Origin of the sequence: Chthonomonas sp. (assembly GCA_016788115.1) — a bacterium.
Lineage (GTDB): Bacteria > Armatimonadota > Fimbriimonadia > Fimbriimonadales > Fimbriimonadaceae > UBA2391.
In genome coordinates, this window is record JAEURR010000003.1 from 66,121 (window position 1) to 92,505 (window position 26,385).

Sequence of the window (26,385 nt, forward strand, 5' to 3'; positions counted from 1 at the left end):
GATCCGGGAACTCAAAGCGCCGGTTCCTCTGGTAGCCTTACCGGAACTACACCGGCAAGGGGCCGGTGCCTTTGGCGTGGCTGGAATCACGCCGAGCTTGAGGAGGAACTTTGACACTTGCACTCATTGCGGCTACGTCCGCGCTGACCTTGGGCCAAGCTGGCGGGTCAGAAATTCGGCTTCTTCGTCAACCAACCGTCCACGGCGACACAGTGGTGTTCACCTACGGCGGCGACCTATGGAAATGCGGCCTCGACGGCGGTATGGCTGTCCGTCTCACGACCTACCCAAATGCAGAATCGATGCCTCGTATATCGCCTGATGGCAAGCAGATCGCTTTCCTTGGCAGCTACGATGGTCCGCTAGCGCTCTATACGATGTCAATTGATGGCGGCCAACCCAAGCGATTGACCTACGGCCCCGCGCCAGCAGCAATCGTTGGTTGGACAGCCGATGGCAAAATCGGCTACGCCAGCACCGACCAGATGAACTTCGCGCCGATCCTGTTCATGGTAGACAGTAAGGGCGGTCAACCGGTCAAGACCTCGCTCGAAGAGATTTCGGTCGGTTCGTTCAGCCCGGACGGCAAGTCAGTTGCGTTCAACCGCAACAACTCGTTCACGTTCAACTGGCGACGCTACCGCGGCGGCACCCAGGGCCGGATCGGGATCTTCAACTTCGAGACGAAGGACTACAGCGAGCTCCCCACCGGGCGTGAGCAGAACTACTTCCCCATGTGGGTGGGCGACAACATCTACTATGTCAGCGACAAGGTCGAAGGAACTCATAACCTCTTTCAGTACAATTTGAAGAGCAAGAAGGCTGACCAGCTGACGAAGTTTGCCGACGCGGATATTCGCATTCCCTCGACGGACGGAAAGACGATCGTTTTCGAGCGGGACGGCATCCTCTATCGATACGACATCGCCTCCAAGGCAGTCAAGGCCATCCTGCCGCGAGTCGAGACTGACAGCATCCTCATCAGATCGAGCCTGCGCAAGCTCGGCAACAACGTCAGCAACATGGCGCTCTCGCCCAGTGGCAAGCGGCTGGTTGTCGAAGCTCGCGGTGAGCTCTTCAGCGTTCCCGCTCGCACCGGCGAAACACGGAACATGACGAATTCGCCGACCGACCGTGAGCGACTGCCGATGTGGTCGCCCGACGGACAGTCGGTCGCGTACATCAGCGACGCCACCGGTGAGTACGAGATCTACACGATGCCTCAGCGCGGCGGCAAAGCCGAGCAGCTGACTTCTGGCGGTCGATTCAACGTCCAGTCCATGCGCTACTCGCCGGACAGCAAGAAGATCAGCTTCAGCAGCAAGAAGAATGAGCTTTGGGTGCTGGACGTCGCCACCAAGCGGGCAACCAAGGTGTTTTCGGACCTCTATGGCAACGCCACGACCTACGATTGGGCGCCCGACGGCAGCTGGATCGCCTATGTGAACATTGGTGAGAACCTACAGGGCTCCATCTATCTTTACAACGTGCGTACTGGCAAGGCCACTCAGGTCACCGAAGGCTACTATAGCGATGGCAGCGTTTCGTTCGATATGAACGGGAAGTACCTCTACTTCACGTCGGCACGAACGTTCAACCCCACGCCTGGCGCGTTTGAGTTCGCTTTGAACTTCACCAACGCTTCACGTGTTTATGCCATGACGCTCACATCGGACCTCGGTAACCCGTTGGCTCGCGAGAGCGACGAGGAACCAGAGACCAAGCCAAAGGCCAAGTCCGAAGGTGGAGCTTCCATGTCGTTCTCGATGACGGCAGGCGAGGAGGAGGCAACATTCCAAACCGCGCCTCCGGCTACCCCGGCAACCCCGGCACCTGCCGCTCCGGCCGACGAGAAGAAGTCTGAGGAGAAACCGAAGGAACTCAAGATTGATCTTGAGGGTCTGTCCGATCGAGTGTTCGCACTCCCGTGGCCCGCGGGCAACTACGTTGCTGTCGTAGGTTTGAACAACGGCGTCGCAACCTTCAACAATGGCCAAATGCTGATGTTCGACTTCAACTCGCGACAGCCAGCAACGGTCCTCGAAGGATTCACCGACCTCAGCCTCAACCAGAATCGAACCCAGATTGCCTACGCCCTGGGGCCCCAGATCTTCCTCGGCCGAGTGGCCGCGGGCAATCAGCCCGGTCAGGGTCGGGTCAATACCGACGCGGTCGAAGCCATGATCGATCCGCGCACCGAGTGGCGACAGATCTTCAACGACTCTTGGCGGCACTACCGCGACACGTATTACGATCCCAACATGGTTGGCGTGGACTGGAACGCCAAGCGTAAGCAGTACGAAGCCTACTTGCCGTACGTCTCCAACCGTGCGGACCTAAACTACGTGCTCGGCATGATGATTGGCGAGCTCGCCACCGGCCACAGCTACGTGGGTGGCGGCGACAGTGGCACGTTGACCCGACCTCAGATCCCATACGGGCTTCTTGGCGCAGACTTCGAAACTGTTGACGGCAAGATCAAGATCGCGAAGATCTATCGAGGCGACTCGTATGATTCCGGCATGCGCGGCCCGCTCACTGAGCCAGGTCTGAACGTGAAGGCAGGCGACTTCTTGCTTGAGATTGATGGCCAGGCGGTCAACGGAAACATGGGTCCTCATGAGCTGCTGCAAGGCAAGGCCGGTCGAACCGTAGTCCTGACCGTGAACAGCAAGCCGTCCATGGATGGCTCGCGCAAGATCACGGTGCGTACGGTGGCCAATGACGGTGAACTCCGCTACCAAGACTGGGTGGAAGCGAACCGCAAGCTGGTCGACAAGCTCAGCGGCGGACGAATCGGCTACCTGCACGTCCCGAACACGTCACAGGAGGGCATGATCGGGTTCATCAAGGGCTACTATTCCCAGTCGGACAAGGAAGCGATCCTCATCGACGAGCGGTACAACGGCGGAGGCATGATCCCCACGTACTTCTTCGAGAAGATCATGCGTTCCTACCAGGCGTTCGGTCGTCAGCGCAATAGCGGTGACGTCGGATTCCCGGTCCAGACTCTGGATGGTCCCTACGCCATGCTCATCAACGAGTACGCGGGCTCGGGCGGCGACATGTTCCCATGGCTCTTCAAGCGCAACAAGATCGGTCCGCTGATCGGCACGCGCACTTGGGGTGGCTTGGTCGGTATCACCTCTCCGGCACCGCTGGTGGATGGCGGCTTCATCTACGCGCCGGAGTTTGGTATCTACGACCAGACCACCGGTAAGTGGATCGCCGAAAACACCGGTGTCGATCCCGACATCAAGGTGGACCTGACTCCTCGCGACCGCGCGCTGGGTCAGGATCCGCAGATCGCCAAGGGCGTGGAGTACCTGCTCAAGGAGATCGCCAAGCGCGGAAAGCCAGTGCGCAAGCGCCCTGACTTCCCCAACACGACCAAGGTCTCGAACTAAGCCGTTCGGAACCCGTCAACCCCTGGTGCTTAGCCACCAGGGGCTTTTTTATGCGCAGTCTATGCGTGTGCCCCGGTAATTCCGCCGGTTTGTACCTGGTAATTGTTGCAGAACTGGGGTTGTGCACGCATAAATACTTAGGCGCAAACCCCGCATGTGTTGAAAGACCTCTGTGAAGCGAGCGTGTCAGGAGGACTGCCGCAGCCGAGCAATCGTCTGCATCGCTTCGCAAGGATGATCCCGGGAGACCGGGTCGCAGAATCACGGAGGAATCAGCAACTATGTTTCGAATCAATACCAACGTCCAGGCCATGAACGCGCTTCGCAACCTTGCGAACACCAGCGCAAGCGCTAACAATACGATGACTCGGTTGTCTAGCGGTCTCCGAATCAACTCGGCTGCGGACGATCCTGCGGGACTCCAGATCTCTGAAGGACTCCGCGCACAGCTTGGGGGTATCGACCAGGCACTTCGCAATAACCAGGATGCCGTTAACTTCGCAAAGACTGCCGAAGGCGCCCTTGCTGAGGTGAACCAGCTCCTGAACGACGCTCGCGCTCTTGCCGTTGCAAACTCGAACGACGCAACGCTCTCGACCAGCCAGAAGCAGGCAAACCAGAACCAGCTGAACTCGATTCTCAGCTCGATTGATCGAATTTCGACCAATACGCAGTACGGATCGAAGAAGTTGCTGAACGGTAGTGCAGGCATCACCGCCAACGTCGTCAACGCCGCTCGACTCCAGTCGGTGCAGATCGGCGGTACTTTTGGCTCGGCCCAGACTTCGGTCACCGCGAACGACACACTGAACGTGAACGTTGCAACAGCCGCAGTCAAGGCGACCGTCACAGGTGGTGCTGCAGTGGCCGCGAACGCTGTGGGTGCAGACGGTAACTTGGCGATCAACGGCATTAACTTCAAGGTCAATGCCTCCATGACGAACCAGCAGTTGGTGGATGCGGTCAATTCCCGCTCGGAAGACACTGGAGTTCAGGTCGCCATCACCGGCGGTAACATGGTCTTCACTGCGACCAACTACGGAACGGGAAGTAACTCGATCCAGATCACGAACGACACTGCCGGTCTCGGCTTTGCCGCCGTAGGCACTCGCACCCTCGGTTCGGGTACTGCAGGCGTCAATGCCGTCGCGACGTTCACATTGGCCACCGCCGGTACCACCACGGGTGCACTGACGGCAAGCACGGCGGACGGCAAGACGTTCAACGACGCTTCGGGCAACGTGTTCAAACTGACCGATGTTGGCGCGACCACGACCGGTGCTCTCACGAGCATCGCCTCGATCGCCGCCGGTTCGGCTCAGTTCCAGATCGGTGCAAACCAGGGTCAGACCGCTTCGCTCTCGCTGGCAAACACGTCGGCGGCAACGCTCGGCGTCTCTGGCCTGGACATCACGACGGTCTCCGGTGCTTCGACGGCTCTGACCTCGATCGATAGCGCCATCACTTCGGTCGGTAGCAGCCGAGGTTCGATCGGTAACTTCGTTCGTAACGTGCTTGAGTCGAACACCCGTTCGCTCAGCATCGCGAAGGAAAACCTGTCGGCAGCTGACAGCGCTGTTCGAGACGCTGACGTGGCTGAGGAAATGACGAAGTTCACGAAGCTGCAGATCATGCAGCAGAGTGGTCTTTCGATGCTGGCACAGGCGAACTCGGCTTCCCAGTCGGTTCTCGCCTTGCTCCGCGGCTAAGTCTTTCGACTTACTGCACACGCCGAGTAGCAGGCCCGGGTTCTTCGGAACTCGGGTCACTCTCTTTTTGGCTCTCGTGCCATGCGCGTATGCGGGCCAGTAGGCGACGCCGATCCCATCGGTTTCCAAAGAGTGTGCCGCGGTTTCGTGACTCGATCAGGAACCGTCCGGGCTCACCACCAAACAGGCCTTCGATCGAGACCCACCCACCGAGGCCCAATACGGAGTGCGGGTTCATGCGCAGCCTCACAGCCTGGATCTGCTCCCGGGTGATCGTGAGTTGCAATTTCTCGCCGAAGAACTCCAGGGCGTCCGGGTCGAAGATCAAGAAACCGACGTCTTCGTGTGGATCGAGCGCGCTCCGATAAGCGGGTGTCGCTGCCCCCACAAACACGATGGCATCTCGGCGGATCGCCCGGGCACGCTGCAGTCGCTGCGCCATCGCCTCGCGCATCGCTTCATTGGCGTAGAGCCCAAAGAGCCCCACCGACACCCAAGCGACGCCTGGAAATGCACACAACGTGACCCAAGTCGCGCTCGAGAAACCCTGCTTCTGGTACAGCCACAGGGCGAGGATGAGCACTGGAACCGAGAACAGCGCGGGAATCAGGTTCCCCATCCACTTGCGACCAACTGACCAAATGGGCTCGCCGCTCATGAGTGGCATTGTACGCCCTTCGTCACTCGGCACGCGCCATGAGCCAAGCGCACAAGTCGTCCAAACTCTCCCGGCTGATGCTGTGCGCCATCGGATACTCCTGGTAGTCGTGAGCCAGCCCCTTCTTAGTCAGCCACTCCCGGCACCGCCGCGCCTCGGCGACGTCGATTACGGGGTCGTACTTCCCGTGCTGAACCAGGATCGCAGGTGCAGCAACCACCTCCACCGGGAGCAACGAATCTGGCAAGCGACCGCTGAGCACCGCCGCCGACTGCACATCTAGCGCACCGCGTAACGCCGCCGCCAGAACCATCATCCCGCCTTGACTGAATCCCACCAAGTGTACGGAAGTCGCTTCGAGCCGGTCCCGGTGCTCGATGATCGACTGCTCCAGGGCCCGGATACCGCGCTCGGCTTCCCCCTGACTGAACCCAAAGTCCTCACGCTGGAACTCAATCTGAAACCACGCATATCCTCCCATGGGACAGTGAAGCGGTGCCCGCAGGCTCACAATGTTGAAGCTCAGCGGAAGCTCGCCTCGCAACCCAAAGAGGTCCTGCTCGTGACTTCCGTAGCCGTGCGCTAAGATCAATAGCGGGGCGTGAGCGCCATTTTGCGCCCATTCGACGTAGGATAAGGAATTGGACTCCATTGGTGACGCCAGTGCAAACTACTCTAATACTCCTCTCGCTTGCTGGACTGACAGGTGCGGCGCTGCTACTCACAACGCAGCACGACCCAAAGCCGGTGGCAAAGGAACAATCAAAAATGCGGACTGAAAGCCCTCAACGACCCGACAAGCTGATCCTCTCCGACGAGGAATGGAAGACGCGCCTGACCCCCGAACAGTTTCGGATTCTTCGCGCCCAAGGGACCGAGCGCCCATTCTGTGGTGTCTTCTACGACAACCACAAAACCGGCGTCTACCACTGCGTGGGTTGCAATCTTCCGCTGTTCAAGTCGGATGCAAAGTTCGACTCCGGCACCGGTTGGCCCAGCTTCTTCCAGCCGTACAACACAGAGAACGTCTGGTTCCACGAGGACCGCTCCTACGGGATGCTCCGAAAAGAGGTGCTCTGCGCTCGGTGCGACGGCCACTTGGGTCACGTCTTCGACGATGGTCCACCACCCAGCGGTTTACGCTATTGCATCAACTCCGAGTGCCTCACCTTTGAGGAGGCGAAGCCCGAAGCTACTCCCTAGCCGTCGTCGACTTGAAGCCGATTCGGCCCTTCCTCGGTGGGGAGGGGCTGAGAAGCGCGTCGAGTTTCACGTTCTGGGGCTTAGTAAGAATCTTGCGCAAGTCCGCCGTATAAGCCTGGCGAATCAGGTTCCATTGCACGACGTTATCGCCAGCCAGAACCAGGCGCTTGCGAGCGGCAGCGACGAGCTTCCCGTTCGTGCGCTTCTGAGCAGGGGTCAACTTCAAGGCAGCTTCTAGCACGGGGATGATCGGGTCGCGCGTGTCCACCGTCAAGTACACCGACCCAATCGTCGGTGACTGACCCGCGTGCGCACGGATCGGCACCCCCAGGAACATCATCATCGCGATCGACAGAATCAAAGTGCTCTTCTTCACTGTTAGCTCCATTGCCCCCCTCAGGGCTTGAACAGAGAACGAAGGTTGCGCCCCGATCCGTTTCCGGACAGGACCTTTGACTTGGATTTCGCTTGTACTAGAATCGCAGGTGCGTCAGTGCAATCCAGGCAAACCCTATTGCGTTAGAGCTTCTTCGCCCATGATCTCGCGAACGACCTTGATCTGGTTGATGCGGTACTTACGCGGCCGCGGGGCCATGGTATTGCACTCAATCTTCTCGGACAGATCGAACTCAGGGTTGCCCGGGGTCCACTTGGCCTTCGTTGTCACGAGCCACTTATTGTCATCGCGCTCGGGGGTGTCCATCTTGAAGTGTGCACCGCGAGACTCGTCGCGGATGATCGCCCCGCCAACGATCGCTTTGCTCATTTCGATCATGTGCTGGAGGCCGCGAGCGAACGGTACGGCCTGATTGGTCCAAGCCCCGCGATCGATCACCTTGCATTGCTTGGCGCGAGCTGCGAGATCGCTGAGCGAGTCCCGAGCCTTGAGCAAGTCATTCTGCCGTCGCCAGATGCCGCAGTTGTTCCACATGACATCGGCAAGTTCGGCGTGGAGAGCGTACGGATTCTCAGTGCCCGTCGAGCTGAGCAGCCCGTTGTATTGCGCTTCTTGCTCTTTGCGCGCGTCTTCCAAAGCCGCCGAGCTGAAGTCCTCGCCGGCTGCAGGCAGGTCCCGCAAGTAAGCCTGAACTCCCAGCGCGGTGAGTTCACCGCCAGTCAAACATGTCAGGAGCGCGTTTGCGCCAAGCCGGTTCGCGCCATGGTACTGGTATTCGCACTCGCCCGCCGCAAAGAGTCCAGGGATGTTGGTCTGCTGGTTCCGTGCACTGTTCTCGTCGAGCGCCGTGTCGTGACCCTTCTCGTAATCGACCCACAGGCCGCCCATCGTGTAGTGCTGGCCCGGGTAGATCTTCATAGGGTTATCGATCGGATCCACGCGCATGAATTTCTCGTAGATCTCCAAGACCCCTTCGAGCTTGTCGTTAATCTGATCGCGCGTGTAGGGGCCGCCGCGGCTGTTGTGGAGGTGCGTGATGTCGAGATAGACCTGTTGCTTCCCTTCGACACCCTTGCCCATGCGGCAAACACAGTAGATGATGAAGCTGACCAGATCGCGGCTGAGCAGATTGCCGTAGACCGGGTCCAACTCTTCGCAGAAGTACCATCGATCCTTGTCTGGGATCTCCAACGGATGTCGGGAATCGTGCGGATCGCGCGGGGTCCAAAGTCGTCCGCCCTCGCCACGCACCGATTCGCTCATCAGGCGGCATTTGTCTTCGCCTGGAATCGCGGTCGGGTGGATCTGCACCATCTCCGGGTTCCCGTAGACTGCACCCTGCTGATAGCAAATGCTGACCGCACTGCCCGAGTTGATGATCGAGTTCGTCGTGCGCCCGAAGATGACCCCGTTTCCGCCTGTTGCGATCACTACGGCGTCGGCGGCAAAGCTCTCAATGGCCATCGTCCTCAAGTTCTGAGCCACGATTCCGCGGCAATTCCCAGAACCGTCCTTAACTAGCTGCGTGAACTCATAGCCCTCGTACTTCTGGACCCGATTCATCGACTCCCAGCGGCGGACCTGCTCATCCAATGCGTAGAGCAATTGCTGCCCAGTGGTGGCTCCGGCGTGGGCCGTGCGATGCTTCAGCGTCCCACCAAATCGGCGAAACGCCAGAAGACCTTCGGCCGTGCGATTGAACGGGACACCCATGCGGTCAAGCAGAAAGATGATGGCGGGTGCCCGTTCGGCCATCCGCATGACCGGTGGCTGGTGGTTCAAGAAGTCGCCACCGGTGATGGTGTCTTCGAAGTGCAGATAGGGCGAATCGCCCTCTCCCCGGAGGTTCACGGCTCCGTTGATTCCGCCCTGGGCACATACGCTGTGGCTGCGCTTGACCGGGACGATGCTGAACAGCTTGACGTTCACCCCCGCTTCGGCCAATTTCAACGTAGCCATCAGCCCCGCAAGGCCTCCGCCAACGACAATCACACTTCGTGAACTCGCCATAACTAACTCCCCCTATGCTACCCGCGCAGCAACCCTCGCCATCGTGCAATGGCCGATCCCAGTCGTGTAGATTGAGGACATGAAACGCTCCCTTGTTTGGCTCATGGCGGCCCTGTCCTGTGTGGCTTTGGGCAAGGACTTCACCGTGACTTTCCTGCACGTGAACGACACCCACGGACGCCTCGAATCGACCACCATCAAAGGCGAAACCTACGGTGGATTTGCCCGGCAAATGACGGCCATCAACCAAGTCCGCAAGAAGGAGAAGAACGTGCTCCTCTTCCACTCCGGGGATGTCTTCCAGGGGACCCTCTACTTCCGGCAATACACCGGCCTTGCCGACCTTGCCTACCTCAATGCCGCGCGGTACGACGCGATGACCCTCGGCAATCACGAGTTTGACCTCGGCCCCGGCGCGATCACCGAGTTCGCCGAGCGCGCCACGTTCCCCATCGTCGTTTCAAACCTCGACCTCAGCGAAGAGCCGCGCCTGGCAGCCAAAGTCAAGGCGTACACCGTGCTCGAAGTCAACGGCACCAAGATCGGAGTGGTCGGAGCCATCACCCCCGACACCACAAACATCAGCAGCCCCGGCCCAACCGTGAAGATGAAGCCACTGGTCGAGAGCGTCCAAGCCGGAATCGATGCGCTCACGGCGCAGAAGATCGATAAGATTGTTCTGCTCTCGCACCTGGGGTACCAAGAAGATCTCGCCCTTGCGCCGAAGCTCCGCGGCATCGACGTCATCCTTGGAGGGCACAGCCACACTCTTCTCGGCTCGACCGAATCGCCGCTTGGGAAGCCACTGGGTCCCTACCCGACCGAGGCGAAAGACTCGGCAGGGACGCGGGTGATCGTCGCCCAAGCCAATGAGTGGGGCAAGGTCCTGGGCAACCTCAAAATTACGTTCGATGGCGCAGGGCACGTCAAGAGTTGCTCCACAGATTCGCAGATCGTGCTCGACAAGAGCGTCCCCGAAGACCTCGCGATCAAGTCGATGATTGACGCCTTTTCTGCGCCGATCCTCGTCATGCGTAAGAACGTACTCGGCGAAACCAAGACGACCATCGCGCGCGCGGGGACACCCGATGCTCCCGAGTCACTCATGGGGAATCTCATCGCCGACTCGATGGTCGAGACGACCCGGCGAGCAGGTGCACAGATCGGTCTCATGAACTCTGGTGGTATCCGCGCCAACTTCGAAGCGGGCAAGATCACCGTCGAATCCGTCCTCATCGTCCAGCCGTTTGGCAACACTCTCTTTCTCGTCGACATCTCCGGCGCGGAGTTGAAGCAGTGCTTGGAAATCGCGCTCGAGCGGGGCGGCTACGTCCACGTCTCCAGCGACCTTAAGTACCGATTCGATCCCAAACGGGCGGTGGGCGATCGGGTCACCAAGCTCTTGTACCAGGGCAAGCCTCTCGCTCCCGACGCCATCCTCCGAGCGGTAACGAACAACTTCATGGCCCGCGGCGGCGACTTCATGGATCCGCTCAAGAACGCCAATCGCTATCGGCTCGATACCGGCATCGTCGACGCAGATGCCCTCATGGATTACGTGAAGGGTAAGAGCCCGTTCGACCTGAAACCGGAGGGCCGCATCACCGTAGGGTCGTGAGCGGCACAGAATGTGCATTCGCTTTCTTTGAACCTGAATCTCGCGCCCAGAAAGAATTTTCGATATTTCCCCTAAAGATTTTTTCTGGGCTACCGATACAAAAATTGGGTCAATAGGACCCACCGACAGAAAAAGGCACTCTTGGGGGCGACCCCTTGAACGCAAAGCCTAGGATCTCAAAGCTGGAATCCAGCGAGAGACAGCCGGGATGCCTGTCTGAACAAGCGTGCGGACCAAACGGAGGACCCAATGCAAATTTCAGACACCGAACTTAAGAAAGTACTCGCCATGGGTGGATTCGCTCTCATTGAGAGCGAGGAAGGCTTCGAGCCCTCCCCCCGTGCCGGCGACGAGCCGCTGATCAAGCAGCTCACACAAGAGATCATGGTCATGCCCGACCGCGAGGACCGGGTGGTGGAGCTCAAGGCCCGCATCGACGCGGGTGCGTACCAAGTCTCAGGCGAAGAGATTGCCGACGCAATCGTCCGCCGAGCCATCGCCGATCGAGTCAAATAAGACGCGAACCGAAAGGTCCGCCCACGACGCCCTTTGCCCACCGGTAAAGGGCGTTTGTGTTTAGCGCAGCACTTGGGCCGACGTCTTGAAGTGCATCTTTGCGACTTCGTGCAACCGCGATGCCCCGTGCATTTGCACAAATCGCTTGCCAGCCGCGATCACCGGAGGTGAGGCCCCCTTCGGGATCTCTATTCCGAACTCGCCGCTGAGCCGTTCGAGTGTCCGGAGAAATCCCGCACGGGCGAGGATCGAGGCCGCCGCCACCGCGATATCGGCCTCCGCACGGACTTCGCTCCGCAACTCGACATCGAGCCCTTTGAGCGTCAACTTGCGCCGTAGTCCGCGGGGATCGGCAAACTGGTCGCTGATCGCGAGTTTGCAGGGCCGTTGCTTCAGCACTTCCTCGATGACCTTGGCGTGCCCCCATTCCAGGAGACGGTTCAGATTCTTGATCTCGGCGTACAACTCGTTGTACCGCTTGGGGCCGACGACCAGGACTGTATGAGGGCAGGTCGATTCGATGATCCGCGCCAGCGCCAACGCCTTTTTGTCCGTCAGCTTCTTGGAGTCCATGACGCCGTCCAACTCGGCCAAGTGCTCCGGACCGACGTAGCACGCGGCCACCACCAGAGGTCCGAAGAAGTCGCCCTTGCCGCTCTCGTCTACACCGATATGCCCTTCATCCACGCCGCCGGGACTGTACCCGAAGCGCGTCGGTCCCTGAATCATGCTAAAATAGTAAAGATTCTGTCCCCACCGCTCACCGGCCGACTTACGGCTGCGTAGAACGGTGAGAACACCAGGGAATTCTCCAAATGCTTGAGATCAAGAACCTTCACGCGCGTATCGACGACAAAGAAATTTTGCGGGGCGTAAGCCTCACCATCAACCCGGGCGAAGTCCACGCGATCATGGGCCCGAACGGCTCCGGCAAGTCCACTCTGGCGTCGATCATCGCCGGCCGCGCCGACTACGAGATCACGGTAGGGGACATCCTTTTCGATGGGGAGAGCATTCTCGAGATGTCGCCAGACGAGCGCGCGCACAAGGGGATCTTCCTCGCATTTCAGTACCCCGTGGAGATTCCCGGTGTCACCAACCTATACTTCCTGCGCGCCGCCTACAACTCGGTGCAGAAGGCCCAAGACAAGCCGGAGATGGACTCGCTCAAGTTCATGAACTACGCCAAGGAGAAGGCGAAGCTGATGGACCTCGATCCGTCGTTCTTCAGCCGCGGCGTGAACGAAGGGTTCTCAGGTGGCGAAAAGAAGCGAAACGAAATTTTCCAAATGGCCGTGCTCGAACCCAAGCTCGCGGTCCTCGACGAGACCGATTCGGGGCTCGACATCGACGCGCTGAAGGCCGTGTCTGACGGCGTAAACGCCCTCCGCAGCCCGGACCGCGCGTTCCTCGTGGTCACCCACTATCAGCGCCTGCTCAACCACATCGTGCCCGACTACGTCCACGTCCTCATGGATGGCCGAGTCGTCAAGAGCGGTGACAAGAACCTCGCCCTCGAAATGGAAGAGAAGGGTTACGGCTGGCTCGAGTCGGAAGTGGCGGCAGGATCTCGATGAGCTTGACTCTGGAACGGACCATCTCGCCCTTGAACGGTATCCAGTTTGACGCCGACCTGTTCCCCGCCCTCGCTGCTCTGCGCGCCGAAGGATGGGAGCAACACACCGCGCTGGGCATCCCCACCACCAAGGATGAGGCGTGGAAGTACACGTCGCTGCGAGACCTGTCCGAGGCGTACTTCTTGCAAGGCGGCCGACCGACGCTCACCGTGGGCCAGGTCAACGCCCTAGTCTACGAAGCGTCCGACGAGATCCGGCTCGTGTTCGTGAATGGTCAGATCGACGCCTCGCTGAGCAGCCGGAACCTCCCCGCAGGACTACGCGTCCGCACCATCGAGCAGGCGATCCAAGAGGATGGCGCGATGACGCTACAGGACTTCGGCGCACTGGCGCGAATCCACGAATCGACCTTTGCCGCGCTGAACACCGCGACCTTCGTCGAAGCAACGGTGATTGACATCGCCAAGAACGCGCAGATCGAAGCCCCGATCCATGTGATCCGCATCGCCGTCACCGACCCGAATGATGCGACCAGCTACTCCGCGCCCCGTCTCCTCGTGCGCTCCGGCGCATTCAGCAAGGCGACCGTCTTCGAGAGCTATGCCGTCCACGGCCAGGGAGCGACGTTCACCAATGCGGTGACGGAGATCTTTGTGGCCGAGAATGGTCACCTGGAGCATGTGAAGGTTCAGAACGAACCCCTCGCTTCGACCCACATCGCCGCCATCGAGGTTCGACAAGAGGCTGACAGCACCTACCTGAATTTCAACGTCACCTTCGGCGCAAAGCTGACTCGGAACGACATCAACGTCTTTCTGAATGGATCGAACTTGCACAGCCGCATGGACGGCGTCGTAGCCATCGGCGGCGAGCAGTTGGTGGACAACCACACCCGCCTCGACCACGCCTACCCGCACTGCGACAGCTTCGAAGTCTACAAGCACGTCCTCGCCGACCGCTCGACCGCAGTCTTTAACGGCCAGATCTATGTGCACCAGGACGCACAGAAGACCGACGCTAAGCAGACAAACCAGACGCTGCTCCTAAGCGACAAGGCGACGATCAACACGAAGCCCCAGCTTGAGATCTTCGCGGATGACGTCAAGTGCACCCACGGTGCGACCGTCGGTTACCTCGATCAGGCTCCGCTGTTCTATCTGCAATCGCGCGGAATCGAGCGCAGCCACGCAGAGGCCCTGATGGTCTATGCTTTCGCGGCCGAAGTCATCGAGAAGATTGAGAACGAGCGAATGCGCAGCGAGCTCGAAGCGCTGCTCTTCAAGACGCTCGCACTCTAGGTTACGCGCACGGTACAGACGCGGCGCATGCATCGTCTGTACCGGTGTGAACGTCCTCCCGCTTCTGGCTGCGACCGCCCCAACCTGGACCCTCATCGCCGGGGGCGACCTGATGCTCAACGGGATCTCTCCTAAGGCCAGCCCATTCGACGACCAAGTAGCTCGCGTGATTCGCAACGCGGACCTGGCCTACGCCAACCTCGAAATCCCGCTCACCGATCAGCGCGCGGCCACGCCCTTCAAATCCGCTGCCGAGGTGAAAGCCCGTTCGCAGTTCATCCTCAAAGCCGACCCGGCACACCTGAAACACCTCACGGCCGCGGGCTTCGATGTCTTCAGCCTCGCCAACAACCACGCGATGGACTACCGCGCCGCCGGACTCACCCAGATGACCACTGCGCTCACCAAGGCTGGGCTCGGGTACGCGGGCGCGGGACCCGACCGGGCCGCGGCGCGACGCGCCGCAATCATCACCTTGCGCAACGGGATTCGCGTCGCCCTGATCTCCTACCTGGCGTTCGTCACCGACGGAGCAATGGCCAAATGCGGTCCCGCGGGCGAGAAGAGCGCAGGCATCGCAACCTTGAACCTCGGTGGGACCGTCAGCAAATCCGCGCGCCAACGACTCACGAATGAAGTCGCGGCAGCCCGTCGCGCCGCCAGCGTCGTGCTCGTCGCCCTCCACTGGGGCATCGAGCGGACACCCAACCCGATCCCGTACCAAATCTCGCTCGCCAAAGCGTGGATCGACGCGGGAGCAGACGTGGTGCTTGGGGCGCATCCGCACGTCCTCCAGGGCAAACAGTTCTACAAGGAAAAGCCCATCCTGTACTCGCTGGGCAATCTTGTGTCGCCACTCCCGGCGCGCACCGCACTTTATGAGATTCGGTTCGAGGGGAGCCGCGTCACCCAGGTGACCGGCATGCCGTGCGACATCCGGGGCGGCAAGCTCACGTTTGTCGCCGGTAAGACCGCCAAGGCCCGCGCTGAAGAGCTCGCAGCACTCGACAAGCTCGTCGGCAAACCGCCCATCGCGCCGCCCAAGAAGAAGAAGCCCCTTAAGCGCGCCGCGACCGTGACCGCGGGTCCGCCCAAGCCCGCAACGCGTCCCCGATGAAGTTGAGCGCGAAAACGGTGATGCTCAAGGCTAGGCACGGCCACAGCAGCGAAATCTGGTGTGCGGGGTTCAGCATCTCCTGACGCGCGATGTTGATCATGCTGCCCCAGCTCGGCGTCGGAGGCTGGACGCCGATCCCAAGAAAGCTGAGCGAACTCTCGGCCAGGATGATGCCCGCGAGATCGACCATGCTCACTGCGAGCAAGATCCCCCACAATTGCGGCAAGACGTGGTGCCACACCACCCGCGGCAATGAGTTCCCGAGAGCGCGCGAGGCGACGATGAACTCCCGATCCTTCAAGGTCGCAACTTGCGCACGCACGAGCCGCAACACCGTCGGCCACGCCGTGATCGCCAGCGCGACAATGACCGGCAGCATCCCGAAGCTCCAAATCCCCAAGATGAGGATCGCGAGCAAGATGTCGGGGAAGGCCAGCATGCCATCGGTCAGCCGGAGGATCACCGACCGCGCCCACGGCGGACCATAGACCGCGAGAATCCCCAGCGTCACGCCAAGCAGCAACGCCAACATCTGCACCGTGAGTCCGATCTGCAGAGAGACCCGCGCGCCCATCGCAAGCCGCGCCGCGATGTCGCGTCCCTGCTCGTCCGTCCCTAGCCAGAACTGGGCAGACGGCGGCAAGTACGGCGGAGCCACCCGCTCATCGAAGGGTGGTCGGATCATCGGACCGAACGCCGCGAACAGACACACGACCCCAAAGAAGAACGAACCGATCCAGAACAGACTGCCCAGGCGCTTCATACCTGCGACTCCCGGATTCGCGGATCCAGCAGCGGCAATACCAAGTCAACAAGCAGGTTGACGAATACGAACAGGAAGCCCGCCACCAAAGTCGTCGCTTGGATCATGGGGATGTCCCGCTTCTGGATCGATTCAATTGCCAATCGTCCGATACCTGGCAGGGTGAACGCGGTCTCCACGATGAACGAGCCAGTTAGCAGGAAGCCAAAGCTCGTTCCCAGTGCCGTCACCGAGGGGAAGATCGCGTTGCGCAGCGCATGGCGCGTGTAAAGCCTGAACTTGGGTACCCCCTTGGCGATGGCCAGCCGAATGAAATCCTGATTCAGGACGTCGATCATGCTCGCGCGCGTGAGGCGCGTCAGCGTCGCCATCGGTCGCAGACTCAACACCAGCACGGGCAACACCAAATAGTAGAAATCGCTCGCGACCCGCTCCTCCGTCCAGTTGATCGGAAGCATGTCCAGTTTGAGCGCAAAGATGAGGATCAAAATCGGTGCGAGCACGAAGTTCGGTATCGTGACGCCGAACGTGCTCAAGGTGAGGACGAGCTTGTCCAGCCACCTTCCTTCCCAGATCGCCGCAAGCGCACCGAGTCCTATCCCGACGATTGCCGCTACGAGGATCGCCCAGCCTGCAATCCGCATCGTCATCGGTAGCGCGCGCTTGAGGGTATCGATCACCGGCTCGCGCGTACCGTAGAAGCTGTTCCCAAAATCCAGTTGCACAGCTCCCACGACGAATCGGGCAAACCGTTCGGGGGCGGGACGATCCATGCCGAGTTCCGTCCGGACTCGCGCAATGGCATCGGGCGTCGCCTTCTCACCTGCGATCATTCGGGCCGCATCACCCGGTGCCATCTCGGCAGCCGCAAAGGTGATGAGAGATATGAACAGCAGGCTTAGCGCGCCATAGAGTAATCGGAGCAGGACTGCACGGACCAGCTTCAAAGCGGGTCGATTCTACCTGCTCCCTTGCCGGTCAGCGGCGAGGCGGCAACTGAGGAATCGGGGCGGCGCGCATCTTGCGATTGCGTCGCAATTGAAAGAGGGCCAGCAATACCATCGCAACGATGACGACGGCGTCGTCCGCGAGCCCTAGCAGGGGCAGCACATCAGGGATCAAGTCGAGCGGGGACACGCCATAAACCAGCGCACTGATCAGAGGCAGCCACGCCCGCCAAGGAGAAGAGTTCATCGATTGCATCGTCCTGTTTAGTTCGACGACAACCGAGACTGCCGGGATCCAAGGGCCTAGGACCTTGACCCGGGCCCAAGATGAGCCCGGATAACTCGCCTGGTTACTCCATGGTGATACGAACGGCGGCGACGACCCGCTCAACGTCGGGCAGTGCGGCGTACTCGTAGATCGGGTTGTAGCCGATGTGGACGTCGTCACGGCTCACGAGCTGCGGAGAAGCGAACAGCAAACCGAATCGCTCCGGATTGCCGACGACTTCCGCGATGACCGCCTGGCCGAAGCCGCAAGTGCGCGTATCTTCTTGAACCACAACCAGTCGCCCGGTCTTCTTGAGCGACTCGGTGATAGTGTCGTAGTCGCAGGGCACGATACTGCGCAGGTCGATAATCTCGATGCTGCACTCGCCCGCAAGCTCGTTGGCGGTAGCTTCCGCGACTTCCAAGGTGTTGCCCCACGAGACGATCGTAACGTCCGTTCCCGCCCGCGCGATGCGCGCCTTGCCGAACGGCACCGGCTCGACCGAGCCGACTTCCACGCGCTTGCGGAAGATGTGCTTGGGGATCAAGATGAAGCTCGGGTCGTCTCCGTTCATCGCCGTCCACAGCAAGCCAGCCGCATCCTCGGGTGTCGATGGGATCGCCACGCGCAGTCCCGGCGTGTGCGCCAGGAACGCCTCGTTCGATTGGCTATGCCACAGCGAGCCGCCCGGAAGATACGCCCCGTACGGAGCATAAATCGTCATCGGGCACTTCCAGTCGCCGAAGCTGCGCCATCGCAACGTGCTGATGTTGCTGATGATCTGGTTCCATCCGGGTGGGAAGAAGTCGATGAACTGAAGTTCGAAGACCGGCTTCAGGCCGTACGCCGCCATACCCACCGCGACGCCCATGATCGTGGCCTCCGCGAGCGGCGAGTTGAAGACGTTCTTGGGAAACGTTTCGCTCAACCCCTTGGTGATGCCAAAAACGCCGCCCTTCGGATCCTCGACGTCTTCGCCAAAGAAGATGTAGCTCGGATCGTTCTCCAGGCCTTTCTTGAAGGTGCGGTTGATGGAGTCCACCATCGTCATCGCGCCTGGCTCAATCGGCGGCCGCACGGCCGGGACATCGTTGCCCCAGTTGTGGTCCATCGTTTTGCTCGCCTCGGGATCCGGAGCTTTCTCTGCCCGGAGATAGTCCGCATCGACGATCTCGGTGACCTCGGCGACCATCTTTTCGTAGTCGGCCTCGGTGAGCTCACCCGCCTCGATGAGCTCGTTCTTCAGCAAGAGGATCGGGTCCCGGTCCTTCATCGCCTCGATGTCATCCAGCTCTCGGTACACCCTGTGGTCGTCGCTGCTGGTGTGGGAGCTAAGTCGGTCCAGATCCACCCACATGAGGGTCGGGCCCTCGCCGCGACGAGCCTTTGCCACACACTCGGCAAATTTGCTGTGGACTTCGTCCACGCGTCGGCCATCGACCTTCACGACCAGTTCTTCGCTCAGCACGCCACCGAAGTTCAGCGCCATGAACTTCTCAGTCGGAGTCGAAATGCCGTACTTGTTGTCCTCAATCATGAGGATCAGGGGCAACTTCTCTTGGACTGCAAACGCCCAGGCTTCGTAGAACTCGCCCTGGCGGCTGGCCGCGTCGCCGACGCTCGCCAAACAGACGCCGTCCTTCCCTTCGAGCTGCATCGACCAAGCAGTGCCGCACGCGGGGAGCAAAGATCCACCCGTCGGGGTGCAAACGCTGAAAACGTTGTGCTCGCGCGAGCTGTAGTGGCCGGGCATCTGGCGTCCACCCGAACTCGATTCGGCCTTGGCAAAGTAAGCAAGCGCCAGGTCGTAGTTCGAAAGCCCACGGGCCAGCATCAAAGCGCGGCTACGGTAGTACGGGAAGATCCAGTCGTCCGGCCGAAGCGACTCTTGCAGAACGCCGAGCGCCTCGTGGCCCATCCCACTGACTTGGAACCAACCTTTCGATTGTCGAAGAAGGATCCCCTCGCGGCGGTCACCCTCGCGGCTAAGGACCATCAAGCGCAGTAGCGCGAGTTTGTTGAGAGACTTGAGGCTAGCAGACATAAATGGAAAAAACTCCTACGTTTCGCCGTTGAAACACGGTCATGTCACTAAGCCATAGGATACCCGCTGACCCCGCGCGGTACCATCGCTTTCAGGTTCGATGGAGTTCGAAGTCGTTGTTGTCGGTGCTGGCCATGCAGGCATCGAAGCCGCTCTCGCCGCCGCCCGTATGGGTCGGAGGACGCTTTGCGTTACCCTGCGCAAGGATCGCATCGGCCATTTGCCGTGCAATTGCAGCGTCGGCGGACCTGCCAAGGGCCACATCGCCCGCGAAGTCGATGCGCTAGCGGGCCAAATGGGAGTGACCACCGATCACACGCTCACGCACATCCGCCGCGTCGGAACCGGGAAAGGCCCCGCCGTCCAGACACTCCGCGCCCACGTCTGCAAGGACCGCTATCCCAAGTTTATGCAGCAAGTCTTCGCGAGCACGGAGAACCTGACCGTCCTCGAGGCCCGGGCAGAATCGATCCTCACTCACAACGGCGCGGTGGTCGGCGTCGAGGTCGCCGATCCAACGAGCGGTGCGCTCACGCGCATCGTCACCCGAGCGGTCATCCTCACGACGGGCACCTTCATGAACGGGCTGTGCCACGAGGGTCGCGTCCAGACCGTCGCGGCGCGCCATGGCGACCAGGCAGTGACCGGTATCCCTTCGTTCCTGCGCGATCTGGGCGTGCACATGCGCCGCTTCAAAACCGGCACCACCCCGCGCATCGCCAAGTCGACCATCGATTTCGCCCAGGTCCTCACCATGGAGAGCGAGGCCGAGGCCGGTCCGTTCAGCTTTCTCCACGACACAAACTTCCCCGAACGCGATTTGCTCCCGTGCTGGCAGACACGGACCACCGAAGCAACTCACGAGTTGTTGCGAAACAACCTAGGCGAGAGTGCGATGTTTAGCGGTCAGATCAAAGGTGTCGGACCGCGCTACTGCCCGAGCGTAGAGGACAAGGTCGTGCGGTTCGCCGACAAGGACTCCCACCCGGTTTTCCTTGAGCAAGAAGAGTGGGACTCGGAATCGATGTACGTCCAAGGGTTCAGCACGAGCATGCCCGCCGAGGTCCAGCTCGCAGCCCTGCGCACCATCCCCGGGCTTCAAAACTGCCACATGATGCGCCCGGGATACGCGGTCGAGTACGACATGGTCGACCCCACACAGCTGACGCCGGCACTCCTGTCCAAGCTATGCCGTGGTCTCTTCCTCGCAGGGCAAGTCAACGGAACGAGCGGTTACGAGGAAGCCGCGGGTCAAGGGATCGTGGCTGGGATCAACGCCGCCCGGCTCGTGCGAGAAGAGGAGCCGGTAACCTTCCACCGCGATCAGAGTTTCATCGGCGTGATGGTAGACGATCTTGTGACGAAGGGGGTCGAGGACCCGTACCGCATGCTCACCGCCCGTGCCGAGCACCGCTTGCTGCTGCGCAACGACAACGCCGACAGAAGGCTTACGCCGCTCGCCCGCGAGGTTGGGCTGTGCAACGAAGAGCGCTGGGCGCGATTCTGCCGCAAGACCGAGGCGATCGAGGAGCACCACGAGCAGCTCGCCCAGATCACCTACGGACCAAACGATACCGAGTCGCTCGCCGCGGTCGGCTTGCTCCCGGTGAAGACCCGCACTTCCCTCTTCGAACTCCTCAAACGACCCGAGGTCGGATTTGAACAACTCGAAGCGCTGAGTGGAGTCCAAGTTCGGTCGCGCGAGGGCTCACCCCGCCTCGATCACGAAGTCCGCGAGCAAGTGAAACTCGCCGCAGTTTTCGAGGGGTACATCCAAATTCAGGAGCGCCTTGCGCTGCAGTCGCGCAAGCTGGACGACGTGCTGATCCCCACCGGATTTGATTACGCGGCGCTGAGGGGGCTTAGCTACGAGTGCATCGAGAAGCTCACCCGGCACCAGCCCACCACCGCGGGCCAAGCCGCGCGCGTCCCGGGGGTCCGACCCGCCGACATCGCGCTGCTCGTCGGCACCCTTGCCCGACGCAACTGAACAAAAGACTGGCCCCGCTCTTTCGAGCGGGGCCAGCTTGTTTGGAAGTCAATCCGAGAGGTGGATTTACTTCTTGCGGCGGCGGGCAGCCACACCGAGCAAAGCAGCGCCGAGGGCAACGAAGGTGGCCGGCTCCGGCACCACGTTGTAGCCGCGGACGATCGTGCCCGAGATCGACTGGTTTGCACCAACGTTCATGGCGTAGTGGAACGTGCCCTGGAGGTCGCCCGAGTTCTGTGCAACCGAGTTGCTCAGCATGCCGGTGACCGAGTTGTCGGTCAAGCGATCCTTGACCGAGCCCGAACCGAGCGCTGCGCCCATTTCGTAGCTGGTCACGCCGTAGCCGTACGAGCTAGCGTACATGCTGCCAGTGTTGCCCTTGAACGTGAAGATGTTGTTGCCGTAAGAACCCGCATCCGACTGTGCGTTCTCAGGACCATCGAGGTCGTTGAACGAGTACAGGTCGAACGATCGCGAAGTCGTAGCGGTGTTCTTCAGCGTCCACATGATCTGAACGTACGACTCAGTCGCACTCAGAGCGACGAGCTTGTAGTCCAGCTTCAGGGTGCCGATCGTGGTCTGCTGGTTAACGCCCCAGATACCGTAGGTCTTGCTGGCCATGTTGCCCGAGCCGCTTGCAGCGATCTCGTTGAAAGCCTGGTACTCGCGGCCTTCGCCCTGGACCTTCACGTTCCACATGAACGCGTTGAGACCGTCCTTGACGATGTCAAGGCTTGCGCCGGGGTTGTAGTGACCGGTCGGGGTCTGGGTCGTCGAACCCGGGGTGTTCATCGTCGGATAGAACTCGGTGTAGACCCAGTTCGGACCGGCGGTCGAAAGGCTAACGGTGCTGGGATTGGCAGCGAATGCCATCGACGCAGCAACAGAAACGAGCATAGAGCTCAAAAGAACTTTTTTCACCTGAATACCTCCACTGTACAAGCCGGTGTCCTCCGGCATGATGTCCCAGGACAACTCCTGAAACTGAGATAAGTTTAGCATTCATGCGCATATTACGTCACGAGTATTTTTACGGGTTTCCGCCCTAGAACTTTAAGTTTCGTGTTGCAACATCCACAAAAACGCCCCAGAGTTTCGTCCCTCCGAGGCGTTTCTTGCTGATTTTCTGTGAGGTCTATTACAGTCGAACCGTCGTCTCCGTCATCGCCGAAGCACCCTTGGCGTAGCGCTCTGATCGGACCGAGACGGCATCACCAGACTTCTTGGCACGGATAGCCGCAACGAGTTCGTCAGCCGATCCTATGGCTTTGCCGTCGATGCGTGTGATGACATCTCCCGGCTGCAATCGGAGCTGAGCGGCCACGGAACCGGGCTCCACCGACTGGACGACGGCACCCTTGACCGTCTCGGGGATGCTGTACTGCGTGCGGACGTCCGCCGTCACATCACCAACGCTGACTCCCAGCCTCGGCTTCCCATCACGGGCTGCCGGCGGAGCATCTGCAGGAGGAGCGACCTTGGGCGACAGCCGATCTCCAAAATCCTGGCGGAACTGGTCGAAGAAATCGCTGTTCGGATCGTTCTGGCGAGGGGTGGTCTGCGGCGTGTTTTGTCGCGGCTGATTCATCGCGACGGCCTCAGGCACCTTGGAAACGGTGATCTGCGCGCTCTTCTCGCTACCGTCTCGCAGGTAGTTCAGTGTCACCCTGGCACCAGGATCGATGGCATACATCTTCATGCGCAGGTCCACTTCGGTGAGGACTTGCTCACCGTTCACCGCCGTCACCACGTCGGCGTCTTTCAAGCCTGCCTTCGCCGCCGGCCCGTCCGCCGGTGCCTGCTCAATGTAGGCACCACCTGAAACGTTCCACTGCTTCTTCTCAAACGGCTTCAAATCGCGGAGAGCGACTCCCATGTAGGCTCGAGAGAGCTTGCCCTTCTCGATGAGGATGTCCGCGATCTGCTGGGCGCTGTTGCTCGGGATCGCAAAGCCAATGCCGACGTTGCCCGACTGCCCCATGCCCCCCGATCCATTCGCAATCGCCGTGTTGATGCCGATGACTTCGCCGTGAATGTTCACGAGCGGACCACCCGAGTTGCCCGGGTTGATCGGCGCGTCTGTCTGAATCAGACCGGTATAGCTCCGGACGGTCTGAATGCTCGGATCACCGATGAAATTGGTTCGTCCCAGGCCGCTGATGTGCCCGACCGTCACCGTATTCTCGATTCCGAATGGTGCACCAAAGGCGAGCGAGAATTGGCCCGGGCGCACGGTCTTGCTGTCAGCAAACTTGGCGGCGACCAAATCGGTCGCGCTGACCTTGACGACGGCAATGTCAATCGACGGATCGTTGCCGCGGATCACTTTGCCCTCAAGCTCGCGTCCATCGTTGAGAATGACCGTCACCACCCCGTTGGCATCCGAGACCACGTGGTCGTTCGTCACGATGTAGCCGTCCGCTCGGTAAATCACGCCCGAACCTTGCTCGACCGCGCGACCAAACGAGCGCTGAGGAGAGTTGTCTGCAGGCGATCCCGACTTGATGTGCACGAGCGCAGGAGATACGAAGTCGGCGAGATCGGCAAACGCGCCGTCAAGATCTTCCAGGCTCTTATAGGCGGCACTGTTGTTGACGAAGCTGATCGGCTTCGAAGCCACAGCGAACGGAGCAGAAGTCCGAGTCACAGGGTTCTTACTCGAAAAGTACGCGCCGGCCGCGACCGCGCCAAGGACAACGCCAGCAGCTGCCAGCGCGAGAGGTCGTGTCATCCATCGTTCGTTGTTATTCATCGATTCACCTTACAGGGGTACCGCCTAGGTTCGGCGTGTAAACGATCCAACGCGCATCGAATTCTCGGAAGTTCCCGAAGGTCCTACCGGGACCCACTGTTTGCATCAATAAACGACCGAAGCAGAACCTGCCGGGGCGCAGCGGGCAGGTCGTTTACCAAGAAAAAAACCATCGATCGGGCCGTGAAAGACGGAGTCCCATCCGGAACGCGGCCGGACATCACGGACATATCCGCGCGTCGGACCGTGTGCAGAATCACGAGCGAGATGCCGTCGGTCAGCACCGATGTCAGGATCGGCTTGTCCTCGACCCTCTGACACAGGAAGATGTACGGCACGAACCCAAGCGGCAGCTTCTTGGGCATCCGCACGTCCATCCCCTGAAGTTTGTTCGCTTCCCCAATCGACTTGACGTCAACCGGCACAGGTACTTTGGTCTCTCGCCACGAGCTGTTGGTGGTGGGCACTCGGATCGTGCGCACGTCTGTCGTCGAATACTGGATGGAGAACGTATCTAGCGTGGTAAAAAGGCTCCCATCCGGAGCCTCTTGATTCGCGCGCAAGACGATCATCGTCTTTCGATCGAGCCAGAAGTTACGGGCGGGAAGCTCGGCGTTCTTGGGCGAGGCTGCTAAGAAGTAGGTTTGCCGCCCAGCAACCAGTGACCCTTTCAGCAGCTCAAAGGTGTAGTTCTGCTTCATGAGCGCGGCGCGCTTGGAAGCCTGCATTTCGTACCTTCGCTGGCTGGCGTACTCGAAGACCTGTTTCGTGTCCGGCAGGTAGTCGTGCACAAGCTTCGTGTCGTCGATGGATATCGTCCCCTGCTGGGTCAGCGGTTCTAAGACAATGGACCGCGACGTACCCGAACGATCCATTTCGAGCCGAATCTTCCGAGAGAACGACCGGGACCCCAGGCTTTGGAACTGCTGGACGGAGGTGTAGGAGATGCCCCGGGGGCGCTCTACCAGCTTGCGTAGAACGGTGTCAACGGACGGAGTGCTTTGCGCTTGAATGCAGACTGCACTCCCGACCCCGAGTACGAAAACCGCAGTACGCGCTAGTGTGCAAAAACTATTGGCCATTCGCCACAAGGAACAGTGGCGGCTGCGGGCCCGTGACGTCCGTGGGCACGGCGGCACTGGATCCTTCTTGTGCAATCTTCGGGGTGGGAAGAGAGACATCTGCGTTCGAATGCGTCATAGCTTGAACGACAATGACTGCCGCGGCTGCAGTTGCGAGCGTACCTGCCATCGCGACTTTCCAACGGGTCGGCACGGATTGCAGAGGTCCTCGTTGCTTGGACATCACGACGTTCACGAGCCGATCTTCAAAGCCCTCAGGCACTTCCACAGATCCCATCGAACTGAGCGCCTGCTTCACCTCGCGAGTGGCCGACAACTCCGCCGCACATGCCGGACAACGCTCAATGTGCGCTCGGACGGCGAGCATTTCCTTACCACCCAACTCACCATCGACATAGGCCGACATCAACGCCTGAAACTTTGCGCAGTTCATTCCTTCACCTGGGAGACGAGATCGGGGCAGGAATGTTCAAGATGTTTCCGAAGCTGCTTGCGCCCTCGGTGGATGCGGCTGCGCACCGTGCCGATAGAGATCTCCATAATCTCAGCGATCTCTTCGTAGGCCATCCCATCGACGTCCGCCATGATAACGGCGGTGCGAAATTCCGGAGTCATCGATCGGAGCGCCAACTGTACCGGCTCCTCCATCGACGAGTCCATCATCTCTCGGTCGGGGGTCAACGTATCGTCCGGGACTTCCCACTGAGCTGTCTGATCCTGACCGGCATGGTCAAGACTCGTGGTCTTCAACCGAGACTTCTTGCGCACGTTGTCGATGTGCACGTTCGTCATGATGCGATACACCCAGCTGGCGAATGGCATCGACTCGTCGTAGCGGTGGAAGAATCGGAACGCCCGAATGAACGTTTCTTGAACTAGATCTTCTGCGTCGTGCGAATTTGAAGTCAAACGAAAAGCTAGCGCGTACGCTTGGCGACTTGCCTCGCGCATCTTGGACTCGAAGTGCCCTGCACTCCGGACCTCGGTACTAGCTTTTGACTTAAACAAACTCGTGAGCACGATCACGCC

General features: G+C 60.2%; 23 protein-coding genes and 1 riboswitch. Of the genes, 9 read left to right on the top strand and 14 right to left on the bottom strand.

Annotated features, from left to right (window positions below; translation table 11 throughout):
* The first annotated feature begins 110 nt into the window (after positions 1 to 110).
* The gene (locus tag JNM85_00555) at positions 111 to 3,407 is read left to right on the top strand and encodes a PDZ domain-containing protein (protein MBL8086541.1); all 3,297 of its coding nucleotides are present in this window, start codon (positions 111 to 113) and stop codon (positions 3,405 to 3,407) included.
* Positions 3,408 to 3,688: 281 nt separating this feature from the next.
* Positions 3,689 to 5,116: a hypothetical protein gene (locus JNM85_00560; protein MBL8086542.1), complete on the top strand. Its 1,428-nt coding sequence runs from the start codon at positions 3,689 to 3,691 to the stop codon at positions 5,114 to 5,116.
* A gap of 10 nt (positions 5,117 to 5,126) precedes the next feature.
* On the opposite strand, the gene JNM85_00565 is transcribed toward JNM85_00560, so the two are convergent.
* Both JNM85_00565 and JNM85_00570 read right to left on the bottom strand, forming a co-directional pair.
* Positions 5,127 to 5,783: a hypothetical protein gene (locus JNM85_00565; GenBank protein ID MBL8086543.1), complete on the bottom strand. Its 657-nt coding sequence runs from the start codon at positions 5,781 to 5,783 to the stop codon at positions 5,127 to 5,129.
* A 13-nt stretch (positions 5,784 to 5,796) separates the two neighbouring features.
* Entirely contained in the window at positions 5,797 to 6,426 is a 630-nt protein-coding gene (locus tag JNM85_00570) for a dienelactone hydrolase family protein (protein ID MBL8086544.1), read from the bottom strand.
* A gap of 116 nt (positions 6,427 to 6,542) precedes the next feature.
* On the opposite strand from JNM85_00570, the gene msrB reads away from it, so the two are divergent.
* Entirely contained in the window at positions 6,543 to 6,977 is a 435-nt protein-coding gene (msrB, locus tag JNM85_00575) for a peptide-methionine (R)-S-oxide reductase MsrB (GenBank protein MBL8086545.1), read from the top strand.
* Here msrB and JNM85_00580 read toward each other — a convergent pair.
* Positions 6,967 to 7,353 (bottom strand): hypothetical protein, encoded by a 387-nt coding sequence (locus tag JNM85_00580; protein MBL8086546.1) that lies wholly within the window; start codon positions 7,351 to 7,353, stop codon positions 6,967 to 6,969. The genes msrB and JNM85_00580 overlap by 11 nt on opposite strands.
* Positions 7,354 to 7,488: 135 nt before the next feature.
* The gene (gene sdhA, locus JNM85_00585; protein ID MBL8086547.1) at positions 7,489 to 9,333 is read right to left on the bottom strand and encodes a succinate dehydrogenase (quinone) flavoprotein subunit; all 1,845 of its coding nucleotides are present in this window, start codon (positions 9,331 to 9,333) and stop codon (positions 7,489 to 7,491) included.
* 130 nt (positions 9,334 to 9,463) lie between these two features.
* On the opposite strand from sdhA, the gene JNM85_00590 reads away from it, so the two are divergent.
* Together JNM85_00590 and JNM85_00595 are read left to right on the top strand one after the other, a co-directional pair.
* Positions 9,464 to 11,002 carry a 5'-nucleotidase C-terminal domain-containing protein gene (locus tag JNM85_00590; GenBank protein ID MBL8086548.1) on the top strand — a complete coding sequence of 513 codons (1,539 nt, stop codon included), beginning with the start codon at positions 9,464 to 9,466 and terminating at the stop codon, positions 11,000 to 11,002.
* A 124-nt stretch (positions 11,003 to 11,126) separates the two neighbouring features.
* Positions 11,127 to 11,218, top strand: a riboswitch (cyclic di-GMP riboswitch).
* 33 nt (positions 11,219 to 11,251) lie between these two features.
* Positions 11,252 to 11,518 carry a flagellar biosynthesis anti-sigma factor FlgM gene (locus JNM85_00595; GenBank protein MBL8086549.1) on the top strand — a complete coding sequence of 89 codons (267 nt, stop codon included), beginning with the start codon at positions 11,252 to 11,254 and terminating at the stop codon, positions 11,516 to 11,518.
* Positions 11,519 to 11,578: 60 nt separating this feature from the next.
* On the opposite strand, the gene rnhC is transcribed toward JNM85_00595, so the two are convergent.
* Complete coding sequence (rnhC, locus tag JNM85_00600) at positions 11,579 to 12,247, bottom strand: ribonuclease HIII (protein MBL8086550.1); 669 nt, start codon at positions 12,245 to 12,247, stop codon at positions 11,579 to 11,581.
* Positions 12,248 to 12,333: 86 nt separating this feature from the next.
* On the opposite strand from rnhC, the gene sufC reads away from it, so the two are divergent.
* From sufC to JNM85_00615, 3 genes are read left to right on the top strand one after another with little or no spacing between them, the layout of a single operon-like run.
* Complete coding sequence (gene sufC / locus JNM85_00605; GenBank protein ID MBL8086551.1) at positions 12,334 to 13,095, top strand: Fe-S cluster assembly ATPase SufC; 762 nt, start codon at positions 12,334 to 12,336, stop codon at positions 13,093 to 13,095.
* A complete protein-coding gene (gene sufD / locus JNM85_00610; protein ID MBL8086552.1) occupies positions 13,092 to 14,393 on the top strand; it encodes a Fe-S cluster assembly protein SufD in 1,302 nt (433 codons plus the stop codon). The genes sufC and sufD overlap by 4 nt, the downstream gene beginning before the upstream one ends.
* Positions 14,394 to 14,439: 46 nt before the next feature.
* A complete protein-coding gene (locus JNM85_00615; protein MBL8086553.1) occupies positions 14,440 to 15,510 on the top strand; it encodes a CapA family protein in 1,071 nt (356 codons plus the stop codon).
* On the opposite strand, the gene JNM85_00620 is transcribed toward JNM85_00615, so the two are convergent.
* The 4 genes from JNM85_00620 to JNM85_00635 form a co-directional block, all read right to left on the bottom strand.
* Entirely contained in the window at positions 15,452 to 16,273 is an 822-nt protein-coding gene (locus JNM85_00620; GenBank protein ID MBL8086554.1) for an ABC transporter permease, read from the bottom strand. The genes JNM85_00615 and JNM85_00620 overlap by 59 nt on opposite strands.
* On the bottom strand, positions 16,270 to 17,220 hold the full coding sequence (locus tag JNM85_00625) for an ABC transporter permease (GenBank protein ID MBL8086555.1): 951 nt from the start codon (positions 17,218 to 17,220) through the stop codon (positions 16,270 to 16,272). Before JNM85_00625 ends, JNM85_00620 begins: the two co-directional genes overlap by 4 nt.
* Before the next feature lie 31 nt (positions 17,221 to 17,251).
* On the bottom strand, positions 17,252 to 17,467 hold the full coding sequence (locus JNM85_00630; GenBank protein MBL8086556.1) for a DUF1232 domain-containing protein: 216 nt from the start codon (positions 17,465 to 17,467) through the stop codon (positions 17,252 to 17,254).
* A 103-nt stretch (positions 17,468 to 17,570) separates the two neighbouring features.
* A complete protein-coding gene (locus JNM85_00635) occupies positions 17,571 to 19,532 on the bottom strand; it encodes a 2-oxoisovalerate dehydrogenase (protein ID MBL8086557.1) in 1,962 nt (653 codons plus the stop codon).
* Between the two features lie 100 nt (positions 19,533 to 19,632).
* Here JNM85_00635 and mnmG point away from each other — a divergent pair, with 100 nt between their 5' ends.
* On the top strand, positions 19,633 to 21,522 hold the full coding sequence (mnmG, locus tag JNM85_00640) for a tRNA uridine-5-carboxymethylaminomethyl(34) synthesis enzyme MnmG (GenBank protein MBL8086558.1): 1,890 nt from the start codon (positions 19,633 to 19,635) through the stop codon (positions 21,520 to 21,522).
* Positions 21,523 to 21,588: 66 nt separating this feature from the next.
* Here the strand turns inward: mnmG and JNM85_00645 are convergent, their stop codons facing one another.
* The 5 genes from JNM85_00645 to JNM85_00665 form a co-directional block, all read right to left on the bottom strand.
* The gene (locus tag JNM85_00645; protein MBL8086559.1) at positions 21,589 to 22,443 is read right to left on the bottom strand and encodes a PEP-CTERM sorting domain-containing protein; all 855 of its coding nucleotides are present in this window, start codon (positions 22,441 to 22,443) and stop codon (positions 21,589 to 21,591) included.
* A 217-nt stretch (positions 22,444 to 22,660) separates the two neighbouring features.
* Complete coding sequence (locus JNM85_00650) at positions 22,661 to 24,274, bottom strand: PDZ domain-containing protein (protein MBL8086560.1); 1,614 nt, start codon at positions 24,272 to 24,274, stop codon at positions 22,661 to 22,663.
* A gap of 83 nt (positions 24,275 to 24,357) precedes the next feature.
* On the bottom strand, positions 24,358 to 25,149 hold the full coding sequence (locus JNM85_00655; protein MBL8086561.1) for a hypothetical protein: 792 nt from the start codon (positions 25,147 to 25,149) through the stop codon (positions 24,358 to 24,360).
* Between the two features lie 196 nt (positions 25,150 to 25,345).
* A complete protein-coding gene (locus JNM85_00660) occupies positions 25,346 to 25,789 on the bottom strand; it encodes a zf-HC2 domain-containing protein (protein ID MBL8086562.1) in 444 nt (147 codons plus the stop codon).
* Positions 25,786 to 26,376, bottom strand: coding sequence for a sigma-70 family RNA polymerase sigma factor (locus tag JNM85_00665; GenBank protein MBL8086563.1), 591 nt, complete (start codon positions 26,374 to 26,376; stop codon positions 25,786 to 25,788). The genes JNM85_00660 and JNM85_00665 overlap by 4 nt, the downstream gene beginning before the upstream one ends.
* Between the last annotated feature and the right edge of the window lie 9 nt (positions 26,377 to 26,385).

Coding starts and splice junctions, on each gene's coding strand:
- JNM85_00660 (MBL8086562.1), bottom strand. CDS start 25,789: ATGAACTGCGCAAAGTTTCAGGCGTTGATGTCGGCCTATGTCGATGGT.
- sufC (MBL8086551.1), top strand. CDS start 12,334: ATGCTTGAGATCAAGAACCTTCACGCGCGTATCGACGACAAAGAAATT.
- JNM85_00655 (MBL8086561.1), bottom strand. CDS start 25,149: ATGGATCGTTCGGGTACGTCGCGGTCCATTGTCTTAGAACCGCTGACC.
- JNM85_00635 (MBL8086557.1), bottom strand. CDS start 19,532: ATGTCTGCTAGCCTCAAGTCTCTCAACAAACTCGCGCTACTGCGCTTG.
- JNM85_00595 (MBL8086549.1), top strand. CDS start 11,252: ATGCAAATTTCAGACACCGAACTTAAGAAAGTACTCGCCATGGGTGGA.
- rnhC (MBL8086550.1), bottom strand. CDS start 12,247: ATGATTCAGGGACCGACGCGCTTCGGGTACAGTCCCGGCGGCGTGGAT.
- JNM85_00620 (MBL8086554.1), bottom strand. CDS start 16,273: ATGAAGCGCCTGGGCAGTCTGTTCTGGATCGGTTCGTTCTTCTTTGGG.
- sdhA (MBL8086547.1), bottom strand. CDS start 9,333: ATGGCTACGTTGAAATTGGCCGAAGCGGGGGTGAACGTCAAGCTGTTC.
- JNM85_00590 (MBL8086548.1), top strand. CDS start 9,464: ATGAAACGCTCCCTTGTTTGGCTCATGGCGGCCCTGTCCTGTGTGGCT.
- JNM85_00630 (MBL8086556.1), bottom strand. CDS start 17,467: ATGAACTCTTCTCCTTGGCGGGCGTGGCTGCCTCTGATCAGTGCGCTG.
- JNM85_00650 (MBL8086560.1), bottom strand. CDS start 24,274: ATGAATAACAACGAACGATGGATGACACGACCTCTCGCGCTGGCAGCT.
- msrB (MBL8086545.1), top strand. CDS start 6,543: ATGCGGACTGAAAGCCCTCAACGACCCGACAAGCTGATCCTCTCCGAC.
- JNM85_00570 (MBL8086544.1), bottom strand. CDS start 6,426: ATGGAGTCCAATTCCTTATCCTACGTCGAATGGGCGCAAAATGGCGCT.
- JNM85_00565 (MBL8086543.1), bottom strand. CDS start 5,783: ATGCCACTCATGAGCGGCGAGCCCATTTGGTCAGTTGGTCGCAAGTGG.
- JNM85_00560 (MBL8086542.1), top strand. CDS start 3,689: ATGTTTCGAATCAATACCAACGTCCAGGCCATGAACGCGCTTCGCAAC.
- mnmG (MBL8086558.1), top strand. CDS start 19,633: ATGGAGTTCGAAGTCGTTGTTGTCGGTGCTGGCCATGCAGGCATCGAA.
- sufD (MBL8086552.1), top strand. CDS start 13,092: ATGAGCTTGACTCTGGAACGGACCATCTCGCCCTTGAACGGTATCCAG.